Raw genomic sequence first — 16,059 nt, forward strand, 5'->3', positions numbered from 1 at the left:
AATCCAGATGTGCTTCGCGGAAAGCCTGTTATCAAGGGGACGCGAATTTCTGTGGAATTAATTGTTCGCAAGCTGGGTGAAGGAAGCACTATAGAGGATATTTTGGAAGGCTATCCCAATTTAAGCAAAAAGGCGATTCAGGCTGCTGTTCTTTATGCTGCTGATATAGTAGGGAATGAGCCATGGTTTGAGCTGAACACAGGATTTGAACAGGGTAATGACGCTGAAGTTACTGGCTGACGAAAGTTGCGACTTTGCCATAGTAAGTGAAAAAATCGATGTATCGCTAATGATATTGGATAGTTGCAAACAAAAACAGATCGGGGTCAGACCCCAATGCCCAAATACAGATGGACGCTGATAAATGAAAACAACTTGGGGTCAAACCCCAATGCCCAACCCAGGGTCTTGCTGGTCTCAGCCTGCTGGTCTCAGAGACCTGGCCCCCATAGGAGGAACTGTATGTTTTTTGAAAGAATCGAATGGAACCCCAGAGTATGCAACGGAAAGCCTGTCATTAGGGGAACGAGAATTCCTTTGGGCATCATTCTGGAACAGATAGCGCACGGAGTTTCCTGGGAGCAGCTATTACGCGACTATCCAGAGCTGACCAGGGACGACATCCAGGCGACGCTCTTCTTTGCACGAGCGAATATTGAACATGCCGACATCCGGGAGGTTCATTAAGCAGCTTGGGGTCAGACCCCGATGGTTTCCGTTACCACTTTCTACTGGAGTATAGTTAGCGGGGTCAGACACTATGAAAATAGCGGGTAAAATTGAAAAGACTGCCATAGTAGATATTGTTTGTGATATATGTGGCGTGTCTACGAAAACCGAATTCGGGGATTTCGAATTTGCCGAGCTTTCTGCATGTTGGGGGTATTCAACGGCAAAAGATGGAGAATATCACGAAATCTGCTTATGTGAACCATGTTATGACCAGGTCCTCGTATACATTGAATCCCTTGGTGGAAAGGCGGTTAATAAAAAATATTGATTGGATCTTATGAGTAGCATGTTTAGAACATAAGGCGGCAACCAATAGGCTTTTGGATACAGAGTTCACAGGAAACAGATCGGGGTCACCCATTAAAAGGCCAGGTCAGATCCCCATGCCTTCATTAGATGTCGGCCATAGGAGTTTTGTTATGAATACTCAGACCAGCGATGTTCACGAAGCCAAGGAAAATTTGCCCAGGTTAATTGAGGCGGTCAAGTCAGGCGGAGAGGTGATCATCTCTCAGGAGGGGCAACCCATAGCGCGTCTTTCCTCGTTTGAAGGTAAGAAACCGGAAATTCGATTCGGAGTGCTCAAGGGAAAGATAAGGGTCTCGGACGATTTTGATGCCCCGCTGCCAGATCGTATACTATCTGAGTTTGAGTAGAAGCTATGCGTTTGTTGATCGACACTCAGATTTTTATATGGGCTGTTCTGGACAGCCCCAAGCTTGATCTTACAACCCGTGAAATCATCATAGGCGCAGATGTAGCTTACTCGGGTCAGACCCCATGCCCACTGGATGTTTACAGAAGAACGTTGGGGTCAGACCCCAATGCCTGTTCACCAGAGCATGCAGAGTAATGAGCAATAACAGAGAAAAATATTTACGTCCCTGAAGTGACTGCGGGACGAATACTGGTAATTCGCGGGCATAAAGTTCTGTTGGGTAATGATCTTTCGGAACTCTACGGAGTAGAACACCGTGTCCTGATGCAGGCTGTCAAGCGAAATTTGAAGCGCTTCCCCTCTGACTTCATGTTTCAAATTACCAGGGAAGAATGGGCAAACTTGAAATCACAATTTGTGACATCAAGATGGGGCGGAATTCGCAAAATGCCTTTTGCCTTTACCGAGCAGGGCGTGGCCATGCTTTCAAGCGTATTAAACAGCGACCAGGCAATCCAGGTGAACATCCAGATCATGCGGGCTTTTACGAAATTAAGACATTTGGTGCTGGATAACGAGGAATTGCGTAATGAAATAGAAAGTCTGCACAAGGAAACCAAAGGAAAATTCAGGATTATCTTTGAAACCCTGGACCACCTGATTAGCTGAAGATGCCGAACCCAAAAAGAAAATTGGTTTTACGGCCAAAGAGAAAAAAGGTGAATATGGGGCTTAAGTTTACAAAACGTGTACTACTCATCCCCTCTCGCCGCAGGCGATGGCCTCACTTTTCTCCTGGCAAAGTCGCCAGGAGAAAAAAGATAAAACGTCTGCCTTTAAAGTCTGCCTTCAAGTCGAGCGAAGCGGGTGCCTGCCCGGCACCTATCTCATGAAGGATATCGAGGCATCATGAAGGTTGATACTTTGCTGGATGTACAAGGCCGCCAATAATTGCTGAAAGATAGGTGCCTGGGGCTAATAAAAGATGTGTAGTGATGGGAATTTGAAAGTAATAAAGTCAATAATGTCGGTCAACTATAGAAATTTTCGCATACTCTCAATGAAAAATTTGATGTATCGCCAATGATATCAAATGGTTATTGAAACAGTTCGGGGTCAGACCCCAATGCCACCAATGCCACAGTTCAGCCCACCGTTGCCATAACCGTGACTTTCTACTGGAGTATGGATGCTACCGGGATTTATGGCTTAAGTATAGCTTGGGGTCAGACCCCAATGCCCCGGATAAACAGAAACAGTCCGGGGTCAGACCCCAATGCCTGGAAGACCCCATGCCTTGAAATATTGTAAAAATGGGGTGTTTTAGAGGATCAAGTTCAATAAAATCAGGCACTTGCCTGCCCAGTGAAACCGGGTACCCTTTGGGTGTTTCACCGGGGCTGGTCTCAGAGACCTGGCCCCCAAATTCACTGGGACGGATTTAACTTGGGCGGAAGTGCTGGGTATCCTGGCTGTTCTCATTTTTTTCCTGCTGGCCTCAATGCTAATATCATACGGGGGGGTTATATGCCTGAATCCCACTTGACTGAGATTGTACAGACAAAAATATATGCAATTCGCGGGCAAAGGGTGATGCTGGATGCCGATATCGCTGAGATCTACGACGTGGAAACTAAGCGTATCAATGAAGCAGTCAGGAATAATCCTGATAAGTTTCCCGAAGATTTTTTCTTTGAGCTTAGCCAGGAAGAGCAGGTTTCTTTAAGGTCGAAATTTTCGACCTTAAAGAAAGGCAGGGGACGTCACAGCAAGTATCCGCCCAAAGCCTTTACCGAGCAAGGCGTATATATGTTGGCAACCATATTGAAAAGTCCAGTAGCCTCTCAGGTCACAGTAGCCATAATGAGAGCATTTGTATCCATGCGCAGGTTTGCTCTTACCTATGGTCAGATTGTGGAAAAGCTAAATGAATTGGACGGCAAGATGTCCGAGCATGACGATGTGCTCAAAAAAATTATTCAGGCATTATCGGAACTGGTGGAACAATCCCAGCCAGAAGAAACTAAAAAAGTCGGCTTCTTGAAATAACTGGGGCATCTGAATTTTAGTCAAAAAGCTCAGTGTATCTTTGAAGTAAAGCTTAGCCATATATGCCCAGAGCTGACAGAAAGATTTTGCCTGATACAGATTTACCCTTGACACACGTCAGTAATTCCAGCACAAAGTCATTTGTTCAAAATCGGAACATATATCTGCAAGCATATGCAAGAAGCAATCCAGTATCATATTTTCAAGCAAGTTCAGGACAATCCGGAGATAACCCAGCGTGAGCTGGCCAGGAAAACCGGCCTGTCCCTGCTTGCCCGGTTTAATGCCACGAAGTGGCCTTGCTGCAGGCAGGATTTAACTCGGGGGCAAGGTCAATTATTGCCTCCAGGCCCTGATAAACAAAGGGCTTATCAAGGCAACCAATTTCAAAAACTCCAAGAGAAAATCCGCCTATCTGTACAAACTCACCCCCAAGGGCATTGAGGAAAAGGCCAGGGTCACGGTGCGTTTCTTGCGGGGCAAGCAGCGGGAGTACGAAGAGTTGAAGGTCCAGCTGGAGGAGCTGGAGAGGGAAGCAGCGGAATTGCAAGAGGCAGGCAGTGAGGGCTGAGCGCTAAATATACAGAACGCGTCCGGCACGGAATGTAAACTTAGCATGCGACGTGGCTGAAAGAGGCACTTAGGAAAGGCAACCTGAGCCGGGATGAAGTCTGGACAACGAAGATTGCTGCCGGGAGCGAGACTTTCATTGAAAAAGTAAAGCGCCGTCTTGAGAAGATTAGAAAGCAAGGTCCAAGACTTCTAAGCGGACCAGATCATGCCCTGAATGAAGGTTATTCACCGTATGGGGAGTGGAGCAACAAGTTTGAATGGGAAATTGAACTGGAAAATGTCAATGATATCAAGGTATAGCAGAAAATTCCACATACCCACAATGAATATTGCGGCGTATCCATAATGATATCAACTGATTGCAGAAACAGTTTGGGGTCAGACCCCAATGCCCTTAGAATCAGTTCGGGGTCAGACCCCAATGCCCATCCTTAGGCAAAAAAGATGAGTCAAGGGAATTTTTTGAGTTTGCACAGTATGTCTTTGACATGGTGAAAGCATTTTTACAATAGGTGGTTAAAAACTCAGGATCAGACCCCAATGCCTTATAAAGAATCTTCTGCCACCCGCTGCGCTAGACAATAAGCCAGACTGAAAGACAGACACAGGATGTTTTGCCGAGGGCGACTTGCCCCCGGCAAAGCTGTCAGCACCTGCGGTGCAAAAGATCTTTATCGCCGCAGGCGATGGCCTCCTTTTCTCCTGGCAAAGTCGCCAGGAGAAAAAAGATAAAACGTCTGCCTTTAAAGTCTGCCTTCAAGTCGAGCGAAGCGGGTGCCTGCCCGGCACCTATCTCATGAAGGATATCGAGACATCATGAAGGTTGATACTTTGCTGGATGTTCGAGGCGCCAATAATTGCTGCAAGATAGGTGCCTGGGGCTAATAAAAAATGAGTAGTGATGGGAAATTGAAAGCAATAAAGACAATGATATCAAAGCATAGCAAAAAATTCCGCATACCCACAATGAAAATTGCGGCGTATTGCTAATGATATTGGATGGTTACAGAAGCAGCTTGGGGTCAGACCCCAATGCCACATGCAAAGCGATAAACAGACACTAAAAAGTCTGTTTCGCTACAGGGCTAATCAGCATCAAAAAGGGGCATGGGAGAAAAAACCTGCCGGCGCACCTCGCCTGGGTATTTGTAATTATCTCCAGGCTTAAGCCGCCAGTCCGCTTCCTTGTCCACCTGAAACCACAAAACACCCTGCAGGTCCCACTCCCGGGCCGTCTCAAAGGCCTTACGCACCCACAAGTCCCTGTCTCCGCCATCTTCAGGCGCAGCCGTCTCAAACACAAACAAAGGCTTGTCCCGGCTGATATATCTGAGTTCCTGGTACACCGGCTCGAAAATCTCTTCAAAACTCTGCCAGCGGCTCTGCCAGCCGTGTTCTTCCAGGGTATGGGTTTCGCCCCAGTTGTAGCCGTCCATACCCAGGACATCCACGTATGCATGCCCGGGGTAATAATTCATCACCCTGTTCCACGAGGCTTCCATATCGCCATCAGGATGAGGCACCGACTGGGAATTGGGGCAGAAAACAAAAAGAGCGTTGTCTGTTCCTGCCAGCATAAACCTCTGCACAACGTACCTGAACATCTCCCGGTATCGCCCCGGGCTTTCAGGTCCGTATTCATCCCTGCCACCGCCCCAGTGATAACGTTCCAGGTTCATCTCGTGGGCAAACCGGATCATAACCGGGTATTTGAGTTCATTTATGCGGGCTGCAAAATGATCTATGTATCCGTCATACAGGCCATGCAGTATGTCCCGGGCTGCTATCATGTGCTCCTCCCCTTCCCGGTCATAATACATGGGCTCCCAGGTCAAAACGGCCATGGCCCCGAAATCATGCACCGCCTCGAAAGTCTTTCCCGGAAAATATCTGTCTTCCGGATCCTGGGGCCATTGCAGAAAGAAATTGACCATGCTCACCGGCAGACCTGTCTCATTTTCCATTTCTTTCAGAACATCAGGCTGTGATGGCAGACCCTCCACAGCCAGGCCGAAATACATCCGCTTCTCCTGCTCTTGTGCAGTCTGTTGCCCGTTGTTTACCTCCATGCAGCCGGACAACCCGGCAACCAGGAACATGGCAGGCACCAGTACCACCAAAAAAAAATAAATTGCTCTCAAAACTGTCCTCCACCTTCCTCCGTAACTATTCCGGGGGTCATCGGTGGTGAATTACCTGCACCAGGCCTTGGGGACTGTCCCGTCAGTACTCACTGTGCAGGTTCACCAAACTTCGCGTTTGTTATCACTACAGCGACACTTTGTGTAAATTATCGCCTCGGTCCACCGGGGACAGGCACCCGGCACTTATTTTCCTAAGGTAGACTTACCACTACAGCGAAACTTATAAAACTTTTCAACCTGTCTAAATTGGGGACAGGCACTTTTGCCGGTTGCTAATTTGCAAATGCTTCAAAAATTCGACGGCAAAAGAGCCAGTCCCCGGGCCACATGCAACGAGCTAAACAGATACGTTATTTATCTTTGTGCAGGAAAGGTGTCGCCAGGAACTGTCCCCAGGCCTGTATCGCCCCCCCCTGAATGGTTACTATTCTCCAGGGGATGGTTAAAGTACACCGCCGCCGATAGAATCAGAAAATGATACAGACACCAGAAAGCTGTTACAGACAGGGCCAGGATAAGCTCCCGCTCGTAGTAGATGCGCAGCCCGGCCCATATAATTGAAACAAAGCACAGAAGTGCAAGCACCACCTGAGGCCACAGGGCGTACAGGGGCAGAGAAAGGCTCTGTCCCTTGGGTGTGGTCTTGAATGAACCCCGGTACCCCAGTATGGCCAGCAAGGAGGCCTTCATGTAAACCGGGAAACAGATGGCCTGCAGGAGTACGCCGTTGACAATTTCGGTGAGCCGGTAATGTCTCTGGCTCAAGGACCATAAAAAAATGGCGAAGGTCATAAAAATATAAGGCACATAAAACATAAAGTACAGTTCCGGCCTGGCAAAATAGGTGGGGATGTTGAACAGGATAAAAAGCACCGGTGAAATCACCAGCACAAATAATACCCAGCCGACGAAATAGTGCGTCCCTGAGAGCATATACTCCCACCACTTGTAAACCGGGAGTTCCCCTGGATTCTTCCAGAACCTGGACAGGATGGTTCTGAAAAGGCCCACCGTGCCCAAAGCCCAGCGAAACTGCTGCTTGAAGTAACCCCCCAGGTCCTCTGGTCCGTCCCCGAATGCGCTGACTTTGTTCAGGTAGGCCGATTTCCACCCCCTGAGATGGAACCTCAGGGAAGTGGCAAAATCCTCTGTCACCGAAGATTCGTCAAAGCCGCCCACATCCCTCAGGGCTTCCCGCCTGAAGATCACATTGGTCCCGCAGCAGAACATGGCGTCCTGCTGGCTTTTGCCCTCGCAGATATACTCGTAAAACACCGCCTGCTGCATGCCTGATCCCCTGGAGACCCTGTTATGCTCAAAATTGCTGTAATACTGAGGTGTCTGAATAAATGCCACAGTTGGATTGGCCTCCATTCGGGCCACCAGGGGTTCTGCGAAATCCGGCAAAGGGTTTTGATCCGCATCAAAAACCACTATATATTTTTCATCTCCGGGCCTGATGGCATCCCCCTGTACAAAAGAGTTAAATTCAAACCCTTCCGGTGGATTGCCGTCCAGAAAGCTTACAAAATCATTGATCATGCCGGCCTTGGCCCCCCTCCACCTGCGTCGGAAAAGACTGACCCCGATCCTGCGGCAGAGGTCGTCTACCTGCCGGCGGTACTGTTTTGCCTCTCCGGGCTTCCAGTCCGGAAGATCGTAACGGGTATCATCCAGGAAGTAGATTTTTTTGTTGGGATATGTCAGGTTGTAGAAGCTGATTATTGTATCTTCCACCACATGCAGAGGTTCTCGAAATGAAGAAACAATAATGGCCACCGGAGGATATTCTATGAGGCTGGCCTGAACCAGCGAGCTGTCCGAGCCTGCTTTGCCCTGAGTGTTTATAACCCGGAAGAGGTTCAGAAAATACCCGAAGCCGTGAGTCAGTACAAACGCCTGGGCCATTAGAAGCAGCAGACCGAAAAATTTCTCATACCAGGCATAATCTGCTATGATAAACAGAAAGGTCCTGGTCATGAGATACAGAATTATCAGTATCAGGGTCAGGACTATCAGCCCCAGGACCAGGTTTTTCCTGAAAAATTTGTTGCTTTCTTGAGAGTTCAAGGTTCTTGGTTCCTTGGTATCTGTTCAGCACTAAAGCGACACTTTGTATAAATTATCGCTTAAATAAAGTGTCGCTGTAGTGTTAGGGTTTCATGGTTTGACGTGTCAATCCATGGAGTCTCAAGCCTCACGATAACCTTAAAACCTGTAAAATAGACCCAGTTCCAGGGAGGCTGCATTCCATTCCCTTGAATCGTGCCACATGGCCCGGGTATTGATGCCAAGCCCGTTTTCAAACTCCCTGTTCCAGGCCCCCCGAACCTCTATGGAATCATTGCCGCCCTTTTCAGTCCCAAGAGTTAGTTCCAGCTGGTAAAAATGTTCCCTGGCTCCGCAAAAAAAGTCCTCGGCCAGGTCGTGGGTGAATTCAAAAGTCACAGCACTTCCCCAGTAATCTTGAGGCGTCCAGTAGGGGTGTTTGAAATCCTTATTAACAGAGCAGCCCTGTTCTGCGGGGCAGCCCTGATAATCAGCTGAAGTGTCCCTGTACTCCCCGGATAAAATGGCCCTGAAAAGCCTGGGATGATCTGTGAAGGCAAAACCGACTTCAGCCGCATACACATAACCGTCATTGCCATCGCTGTAATCCAGGTACCGGGCCTGCAGTCCTGCATCCAGCCTGCGCACAGGATTTACCTCCAGGCCGATCCTGTATCTTTGCGAGTAAATCCCCTGGGCCAGAGCCATGGCATTGGCCGCCTTTTCTCTTTTCTCATATCCCAGGATCACACCGGCGTAATTATCCAGATTTATGTGCATGTTCAACTGCCCCAGAAATAAGTCATCCAGGTCAATCTCCTCTTTCTGCATCTTTGTTCCCCGGGTTTTTAATTCTTCATCGTATGTCTTATAAGTCAGTATCCCGGAAAACGAAACGTGGGGGCCGGTAACAAGCTGTCCTTGCAGGCTGATTCCCGAGGCCTGCACACTGTCTGCGTACTCCAGGGGGGACTCGAGATACCTGTGACCTGTCACTCTTAAACTGTGCCTGGATTTTATCGGCACTTCCAGGCCTGCATCCAGCCTGTGTCTGTCTATGCGGGCCAGTTCCCCCCTGCCTTTTTCCCTCCAGAAACTGTATGTGCCGAACAGCCCGGGACTGGAACGCCTTTTTCGCATCTCCAGTGCCCTGGACGCCTGCCCGTGCAGTGGATCTATCTCCAGAATCGCCCGGTAAACTGCTTTTTCCCTGTCCCCCAGGCCCAGCACGCAACAGGCCTGGGCCAGGTCAAAAAGGGCCTCCTGGTTTCCCGGCTCGTGCTCCACCAGTTCCTGCAACCGCCGCCTGGCAGGGGCAAAGCGTTCATTCCAGGCAAGCCTCTTGGCCTCCCGCTCCAGGACTGCGCTTTTTTGAACCAGGTAAATATGTTCCAGGCTGTGTCTCAAATCCTGGATCTCTTTGCGGACGACCTGGCTCAACTCTCGCTGGTACTCCCGGTACCACTGGAAAAACGCCTCATATCCGGAGTAAATTGAGCCGGAATCGACTTTTTGCCGGAGGTAGACCAATGGCTGTCCGGGAAGTTCCCGATCCAATAGTAAATCCATATCCTGCAGCCTTTCAAGCAGTTTTTCATCCACCGTGGGAGTATGAATCATCTGGTAATAATCATCACCCAAATCGGCTTTCTTGCCCCAGTATGCAGTCCGGGCCGCCTCTCTTAAAACCACCTGATTATCCGGGTTTTCCGTATAAAGTTCACCATACGCTTCCAGGCTTTCACTAAAAGCCCGGGCCCAGGCCGAAACCCTGGCCCTGGTGAGCTGGAGTTTATAACTTTCAGGAAAGGTCTGCAGCATTTTTTCCAGGATCTGCAGGCTCTGACTGTGCCTGCCCATGGAGCCGTATACCTCGGCCAGGCCCGTGCGGGCTTCAAAATTCCCGGGGTCCTGCTCAAGGGCCGCCCTGTAAGCATTCACAGACGAAGCAAATTCCCCTCTGCCGGCCAGGGCCGAAGCCGCCCGGTTAAGAATCTCCGTCTCCACCCGGTCTTCAACAAGCTCCTGCACGTAGTGCTGCATTGATTTTTCCTCTATCCATGCCAGCATCACTTCAGCCTCAGGCTGACGCACATCATGTGCAACAGCCTCTCTCAAGTACTGCTCTGCCTTTTGGGGGTCATCTCTTTTCAACTCGGTCCCGGCCAGACCAAGAAGTGCCTGCTGAGTTAAACCCCGGTGCTTCAAAGCCTGATGGTAAAGCCTGACTGCATCCTTTAGACGTTCACTTTGAAGATAAGCCCTGGCTCCCGGCAGCAGAATCATTTCTTTTTCTCCGTGCCGGGCCAGAAAGTCATCAGTGTCCTGAGCCGCCCGGGCAAAATCTTTTTGCAAAAGGCCGGTATTAACCAATTCCACCCAGGACTGGAAATAAGCTTTCCGGTCTTTTCCGCGGTCCTGTCGGATTGCTGTCTGCAGATGTTTCCTGGCCTCTTCAAACCTTTGCTGGGCTATCAGGTTTCTGGCCAGCTTCAAATTCAGTTCCGGATCCTGCTCTTTTTCTGAGAGCGCCCTGCGGATAATTATTTCACCGGAATAAAAATCCCCCCACAAAAGCTGTCGTTCAGCAAAAACCATCCTGATCCTCTCTTCTTCCGCACCCTCAAGCTCATCCAGGGTCATGAGGTAAATATCCCGGCACAGCTCATATCGTCCTGCAGACGCTGAAATATCCGCCGCTTCCAGAAATTGTGAGACATTGAAATCCCTGGTCTCTATAAAGTCCCGTACAAGTGCTTCTACCCTTGAAACATTGCCCAGTGCTGCTTCCAGGCGAATTCGATTCAGCTCGGCCTGCGGGCTTTGGGGGTAACTTTCCTGCACCCTGTCCAGGACCTCCCCGGCCCTGGACAAATGATCCCTGTTCCAGCCTGCCAGAAGAAGTTCCACCAGCATAATCAGCGCGTCATGCTCCGAAATTCTTTCTTCCCTGGGAACAATTGTCTGCTTTGCCAGGGCTGGACTTAATCCTGCTGCTGCCAGGGCCAGGAGGATAATCAGCACTGTCCACAGGCCTGCTTTTATTATCACTGCGGGCTCCCTAGTCCCCAAGGGTCTTTTCCAGTTCCTCGATGGCTTCGTCATACCTCTCGGCCCACATGAGCACCTGGGCATAGTGACGTCTGACCTGGTTGTCCCCGGGCCTGGATTCCAGGACCCGCTCGTACTCGCTTATGGAGGACTGGTAATCTCCCTTCCAGCTCAGTACCCGGGCCAGCCTGAAGCGTACCCGGGCCTCTCCGGGGTACTCCTGCAGATAAGCTTCATAGACCTCCACGGCCCGGTCATACTCCTGACGCATGGCATAAATCTCGGCCAGTTCAAGGCGGGCCTCCCCTGTCAGCCTGTCCTTGGGAACCGAGGCAAAGAGCTCCTCGGCCTTGTCAGTCTCGTCCATCCAGTAATACACTCTGGCCAGCTCCAGCCTGGCCTCAATAAGGTCGGGCTTTTCCTGCAGCACTTTGCGATAATGGGTTATGGACTGCTCATAACGTTCAACGTAACTGAGCAGTCTGGCCAGCTCCAGTCTGGCCTGCCAGTCCTGAATATCCTCTGTGAAATCCGGCGGAATCCTTTCCTGCTGAAGAAGATTCTCCCCTGGACGTTCTTCCTGGCCCCATACCGGGACCGCAGCCCATAAAATAATCATGAAAAAGGTACATATGAATACTTTCACAACTCCTCCCCAAGAATCCGACCGTAAATATTTATGGCTTTTTCAAATTCACCGAGGCCTGTAAGAATCCCGGCCTTGAGAAAAAGGGCGTTTCTCCAGCCTGCTTTGAGATCCAGGGCATCTTCCACTGTTTCCAGGGCCTTCCTGGAATCGTTCATGGCCCAGTAAGCCAGGGCCAGTTTAAGAGTGACATAAGGGTCTTCAGGGTGTTTTTTGCGCAATTTGAGAAAAACCACCACGCCCATTTCAGGACTGCCCGTAGATATGTACGAATCCCCCAGCCTGTCCAGAAGCATATAACTGACTTTGCCATCCTGCAGGGCACGGCTGTAATACCGGACGGCTTCTTCATAATCACCTGCAGCAAAAGCCTGCTGCCCCTTGCGCCAAAATACCTCTTCCGGGTTGAAATGCATGTAGGCCAGGGGCGTCAATACCAGCGACGCCGCCAGAATAAAGGCAAAGGTCAGGTACTGCCTGGTTTTGGCGGATCTGAGACTAAAGGGCATCTATCGCCTGCCAATGGACTGGAGATGTTCCAGCTTTAGTCATCGCCCTTCAAAGCCTCCACAGCCCTTTCTTCATCCTGGTGAATTTCAAAAACCCCTCTGTCCAGCCTGGTAATGGACAAAAGCCTGCTCACATTTGTTCCTACCCCGCACAACACCAGCCTGCCCCGGCCCTGCATGGTCTTAGCGGATGAAATCAGGGCGGAGAGGCCTGAACTGTCCATAAAATCAACCCCTGAGAGATCCAGGGCGACTTTTTTTTCCCCCTGCAGGATGTAATCCACCATCCAGCCCTTGAAGCTGGAGGCATTTTGAGCGTCAATCATTTGCACCAGGGGTCTTATGACCAGCACATCCCCATATGTTCTGGATTCAAAGTCCATTGCCACTTCCTTTACCGTCTTGGAATCCACTGCCGGATTGAACATAAAGGCCTGTCAGGTCGTCAATAAAGCCCACTATCCCGGAAGCCGCCTCAGCAACCTCATTGGGCAGGTCCTTTATTCTGAAACCTCCCCTGGACATGGAGCTGAAGCAAAGCTGTCTGAAAGCCTCGTATCCGAAAATCTTATCTCCGTTGACCAGGCACTCGTAAAAACCATCAGTATACATGAAAAGCTCCCAGTCTCCAGTGCATTGCATACCGGCTGCCGGAAACTCATCTTCCAGCAAGCCCAGCAGGACTGATGTAGGCTCAATCTCCTGCAGACCACGGCTGTCCCGGAAAAAAGCCGGGCAATGACCGGCATTAATATATTCCAGACTGTTTTTATGCGGATCAATGTCCAAAGCCATGAGAGTAACAAAGTCCCCCATATTTCCCACAGTCTGCATGAGCTGCCTGTTGAGATTACTGACAAGCTTGGACAGGGGAATGACGGCGGCATACTCGAAATGAAAAAAACTGCGCACCATGGACATTATAAAGGCCGCCCTGGCCCCGTGCCCGGACACATCTGCAACTACACATCTCAAACACTCATTTTCCAGGGGCAGATAATCATAATAGTCCCCCCCGGCCAGCCCTGAGGGCTTGTAAAAACCGTGCACATGCAGATGGCGGTTGCTGTAACCCCCTGCAGGCAGAATGCTTCGCTGCAGCTCATCCATAGCCTCCAGTTCCCGGGACAGTTCTTTGTGGGCCGCCTGCGCTGAACGTCTGGCCTGCAGAAGCTCCAGGTGGTTCTTTATTCTGGCCTTTATAATGGGAAAGTGGTAGGGTTTGGCTATGTAATCCACAGCTCCTATGGAAAGTCCATAAGCTTCATCTTCGGAGTCGGATTTACCTGTCACAAATATTATTGGGATGCCGGCAGTACCGGGATTGGCCTTGATCCTTCTGCATACTTCGTAACCGTCAATCCCGGGCATCAAAATATCCAGAAGAATAAGGTCAGGTGGGTCGGCTCCAAAAACTATCCTCAGGGCCTTTTCCCCGTCCAGGGCTGATTGAACCGTGTAATCCTTTTTAAGCAGCGTGCTCAGAATACGGATATTCTGGTTTGAGTCATCCACCAGCAGTATTTTGTAATATTGTCTGGAATTGTCCTGCATGTTGTCCTTGCTGCTTATGTCCCTACCTCTTCAGGGCTATTAAGGTCAAGCTGTCACGCCTTGTTTCCAGGAGCCTTTTACAGTGAAAACCCGGTATTGACCATTTATCAGCACTAAAATATCTTTTTATTCCGGGTTGCGGGCACAGTCCGCCCTGGTCAGTGACATTGGATAAAAACCGGGGTATACCCCGCGGCTAAAGGAGATGACGTGAGCGCCTTAACACAGATCAGGCGCAGGGAAGTCCTGGGCTGGGCCATGTATGATTTCGCCAACCAGGCCTATACCACCCTCATCATCACCGTAATCTACGGAGTGGTCTTTACCCGAGTAATCGTAGGCGACGGTCCCGACTTCAGGCTTGGCAATCTCCTCTGGAGCACTTCCCTTTGTATCAGCTACGCTCTGGTGGTTCTGATGGCCCCCATTTGCGGGGCCGTTATGGATCATACCCGGAGCAGCAAAAAATTTCTCTTCGCCGCCTACCTGATCACAGTCTCAACCACAGCCTGTCTCTATTTTATCACGCCTGGCATGGTTGTTGCGGCCATGTTTTTGATAATTATCTCCAATTTCTCCTATTCCATAGGTGAATCCTTCATCGCCGGCTTTCTGCCCAAACTCGGTCCTCCCGAGGCCCTGGGCAGGATTTCAGGCTTCGGATGGGCCCTGGGTTACCTGGGTGGTCTGGCCTCTACCGGCATTGTACTGCTGGGACTGGGGGGTATCCAGGAGGACAACTTTGAAAACTTGCGCCTTGTAGGTCCCTTGGCAGGAACATTTTTCCTGGTGGGAGCCATTCCAACCTTTATTTGGCTAAGGGAAAAGGGACAGTCCAGACCGTTTTTCTCTGCTGGAAAGGCCGTGCAAAACGGCTGGGTCAGGATACGCACCACCATCTCAGACCTGCCTGTATTCAGGGACCTGGTCGTATTTCTGCTCTCCCTGTTTTTTTCCATGGCCGGTCTTTATATCATCATCAGCTTCACTTTTATTTATGGAGACCAGGTCATAGGATGGGAGCCACGAATCCAGATGCTTATGTTCGTTGTTACACAGGTAACTGCCGCATGCGGGGCCCTGGGCTTCGGTCTTCTACAGGACCGCCTGGGAGCCAAAAAGACCTTCAACCTGACCCTGGTCCTCTGGATGGTCTCCATCACTCTTATCTACCTGACACCTCAACTGACAGTTATGCTTAACCGTCTCATGGCCCCGGAACTGGAACCTCAGCATCTCTTTCTGGCAGTCGGCTGCCTGGCGGGATTGGGACTGGGCTCATTGCAGTCCTGCGCCAGGACCATGGTGGGCAGGTTTACTCCCAAAAACAAGGAGGCCGAGTTCTTTGGTTTCTGGGGGGTCAGCATAAGGTTGGCAGCCATAATGGGCGTTCTGGGCCTGGGGGTCCTTCAGATGCTGGTAGGTCTGCAGGCGGCAGTCCTTCTTTGCCTGGTATTTTTTGCCGTTTCCCTTTTCATCAACCTTTTTGTGGATGAAAACCGGGGCTTTCGCCGTGCTGCAGAATATATAAATAAACCAGGATGATACTCAATACTTGCTGTAGTGTTTTTTTTGCTTTTATGAAAATTGGCTGCAGATAGTTCCCTTACAACACTCTGGAGTTATTGCATTTTTCGATATTTAAAATATCAGGTGATGTCACCATTTTCATTGACGTGGCATAACAGTGTAAGTTAACCGCTCACAAAATGTCCACGGATGATCCGCAAGGAAAAAAAATGAATCGCCAGAGGCAAGATATTTAGAAAACGTGATCAATGTAAACTAAATAAGAACATCACTAAATATCCAGTTGTATTAATAATTGTAACTATTCATAACCTGATAAAACTGATCAATCTAAGCGCACCGCTGATATCCAGGGTCCGGAGGCTTTGCAAACTGGGCATAAACTACCTGAAAGACGTAGGAAGCGTTAATCAGTATCTGTTTAGCGCTTTTAAGGAAAGCAGGGGCTTCGGTGTTGATTACTGGCATAAGGCTTGGGGACTGTCCCCCGCTGATTACTATCTGTGCAGGTTCACACAACTTCGCATTTGTCTTTTTTTTATTTGTGCAGAAAAGGTGTCACGG

At 49.8% G+C, this 16,059-nt stretch carries 16 protein-coding genes; 9 read left to right on the forward strand and 7 right to left on the reverse strand.

Features of this window, described 5'->3' with window-relative positions; genetic code table 11:
- The 8 genes from QZP87_RS04065 to QZP87_RS04100 all read left to right on the forward strand — a co-directional run.
- Positions 1 to 240, forward strand: a 240-nt coding sequence (locus QZP87_RS04065) for a DUF433 domain-containing protein (protein WP_291321641.1), incomplete at its 5' end; no start/stop codon positions are given.
- Between the two features lie 222 nt (positions 241 to 462).
- A complete protein-coding gene (locus tag QZP87_RS04070) occupies positions 463 to 687 on the forward strand; it encodes a DUF433 domain-containing protein (protein WP_291321642.1) in 225 nt (74 codons plus the stop codon).
- Between the two features lie 73 nt (positions 688 to 760).
- Positions 761 to 1,000 carry a hypothetical protein gene (locus QZP87_RS04075; protein ID WP_291321643.1) on the forward strand — a complete coding sequence of 80 codons (240 nt, stop codon included), beginning with the start codon at positions 761 to 763 and terminating at the stop codon, positions 998 to 1,000.
- A 151-nt stretch (positions 1,001 to 1,151) separates the two neighbouring features.
- Entirely contained in the window at positions 1,152 to 1,388 is a 237-nt protein-coding gene (locus QZP87_RS04080; RefSeq protein WP_291321644.1) for a type II toxin-antitoxin system prevent-host-death family antitoxin, read from the forward strand.
- A 278-nt stretch (positions 1,389 to 1,666) separates the two neighbouring features.
- Complete coding sequence (locus tag QZP87_RS04085) at positions 1,667 to 2,059, forward strand: ORF6N domain-containing protein (RefSeq protein ID WP_291321645.1); 393 nt, start codon at positions 1,667 to 1,669, stop codon at positions 2,057 to 2,059.
- Between the two features lie 858 nt (positions 2,060 to 2,917).
- On the forward strand, positions 2,918 to 3,439 hold the full coding sequence (locus tag QZP87_RS04090) for an ORF6N domain-containing protein (protein ID WP_291321646.1): 522 nt from the start codon (positions 2,918 to 2,920) through the stop codon (positions 3,437 to 3,439).
- Positions 3,440 to 3,613: 174 nt separating this feature from the next.
- Positions 3,614 to 3,883, forward strand: a complete 270-nt coding sequence (locus tag QZP87_RS04095; RefSeq protein ID WP_291321647.1) for a winged helix-turn-helix transcriptional regulator — start codon at positions 3,614 to 3,616, stop codon at positions 3,881 to 3,883.
- Entirely contained in the window at positions 3,810 to 4,010 is a 201-nt protein-coding gene (locus tag QZP87_RS04100) for a hypothetical protein (protein WP_291321656.1), read from the forward strand. The genes QZP87_RS04095 and QZP87_RS04100 overlap by 74 nt, the downstream gene beginning before the upstream one ends.
- Before the next feature lie 1,087 nt (positions 4,011 to 5,097).
- Here QZP87_RS04100 and QZP87_RS04105 read toward each other — a convergent pair.
- The 7 genes from QZP87_RS04105 to QZP87_RS04135 all read right to left on the reverse strand — a co-directional run bounded on the left by QZP87_RS04105 (position 5,098) and on the right by QZP87_RS04135 (position 13,965).
- On the reverse strand, positions 5,098 to 6,153 hold the full coding sequence (locus QZP87_RS04105) for a glycosyl hydrolase (protein ID WP_291321648.1): 1,056 nt from the start codon (positions 6,151 to 6,153) through the stop codon (positions 5,098 to 5,100).
- A gap of 357 nt (positions 6,154 to 6,510) precedes the next feature.
- Positions 6,511 to 8,226: a glycosyltransferase family 2 protein gene (locus tag QZP87_RS04110; protein WP_291321649.1), complete on the reverse strand. Its 1,716-nt coding sequence runs from the start codon at positions 8,224 to 8,226 to the stop codon at positions 6,511 to 6,513.
- Between the two features lie 138 nt (positions 8,227 to 8,364).
- Positions 8,365 to 11,256, reverse strand: coding sequence for a tetratricopeptide repeat protein (locus tag QZP87_RS04115; protein WP_291321650.1), 2,892 nt, complete (start codon positions 11,254 to 11,256; stop codon positions 8,365 to 8,367).
- Between the two features lie 10 nt (positions 11,257 to 11,266).
- Positions 11,267 to 11,902 (reverse strand): tetratricopeptide repeat protein, encoded by a 636-nt coding sequence (locus tag QZP87_RS04120; RefSeq protein ID WP_291321651.1) that lies wholly within the window; start codon positions 11,900 to 11,902, stop codon positions 11,267 to 11,269.
- Positions 11,899 to 12,411 (reverse strand): tetratricopeptide repeat protein, encoded by a 513-nt coding sequence (locus tag QZP87_RS04125; RefSeq protein ID WP_291321652.1) that lies wholly within the window; start codon positions 12,409 to 12,411, stop codon positions 11,899 to 11,901. The genes QZP87_RS04120 and QZP87_RS04125 overlap by 4 nt, the downstream gene beginning before the upstream one ends.
- Positions 12,412 to 12,446: 35 nt before the next feature.
- A complete protein-coding gene (locus QZP87_RS04130) occupies positions 12,447 to 12,794 on the reverse strand; it encodes an STAS domain-containing protein (protein WP_291321653.1) in 348 nt (115 codons plus the stop codon).
- Entirely contained in the window at positions 12,784 to 13,965 is a 1,182-nt protein-coding gene (locus QZP87_RS04135; protein WP_291321654.1) for a SpoIIE family protein phosphatase, read from the reverse strand. Before QZP87_RS04135 ends, QZP87_RS04130 begins: the two co-directional genes overlap by 11 nt.
- Positions 13,966 to 14,175: 210 nt before the next feature.
- On the opposite strand from QZP87_RS04135, the gene QZP87_RS04140 reads away from it, so the two are divergent.
- Positions 14,176 to 15,510 carry an MFS transporter gene (locus tag QZP87_RS04140; protein WP_291321655.1) on the forward strand — a complete coding sequence of 445 codons (1,335 nt, stop codon included), beginning with the start codon at positions 14,176 to 14,178 and terminating at the stop codon, positions 15,508 to 15,510.
- The last annotated feature ends 549 nt before the right edge of the window (positions 15,511 to 16,059 follow it).

The sequence above is a fragment of the Desulfonatronospira sp. genome (assembly GCA_003563255.1).
Lineage (GTDB): Bacteria > Desulfobacterota > Desulfovibrionia > Desulfovibrionales > Desulfonatronovibrionaceae > Desulfonatronospira.

Coding starts and splice junctions, on each gene's coding strand:
- QZP87_RS04070 (WP_291321642.1), top strand. CDS start 463: ATGTTTTTTGAAAGAATCGAATGGAACCCCAGAGTATGCAACGGAAAG.
- QZP87_RS04135 (WP_291321654.1), bottom strand. CDS start 13,965: ATGCAGGACAATTCCAGACAATATTACAAAATACTGCTGGTGGATGAC.
- QZP87_RS04080 (WP_291321644.1), top strand. CDS start 1,152: ATGAATACTCAGACCAGCGATGTTCACGAAGCCAAGGAAAATTTGCCC.
- QZP87_RS04125 (WP_291321652.1), bottom strand. CDS start 12,411: ATGCCCTTTAGTCTCAGATCCGCCAAAACCAGGCAGTACCTGACCTTT.
- QZP87_RS04095 (WP_291321647.1), top strand. CDS start 3,614: ATGCAAGAAGCAATCCAGTATCATATTTTCAAGCAAGTTCAGGACAAT.
- QZP87_RS04090 (WP_291321646.1), top strand. CDS start 2,918: ATGCCTGAATCCCACTTGACTGAGATTGTACAGACAAAAATATATGCA.
- QZP87_RS04130 (WP_291321653.1), bottom strand. CDS start 12,794: ATGGACTTTGAATCCAGAACATATGGGGATGTGCTGGTCATAAGACCC.
- QZP87_RS04075 (WP_291321643.1), top strand. CDS start 761: ATGAAAATAGCGGGTAAAATTGAAAAGACTGCCATAGTAGATATTGTT.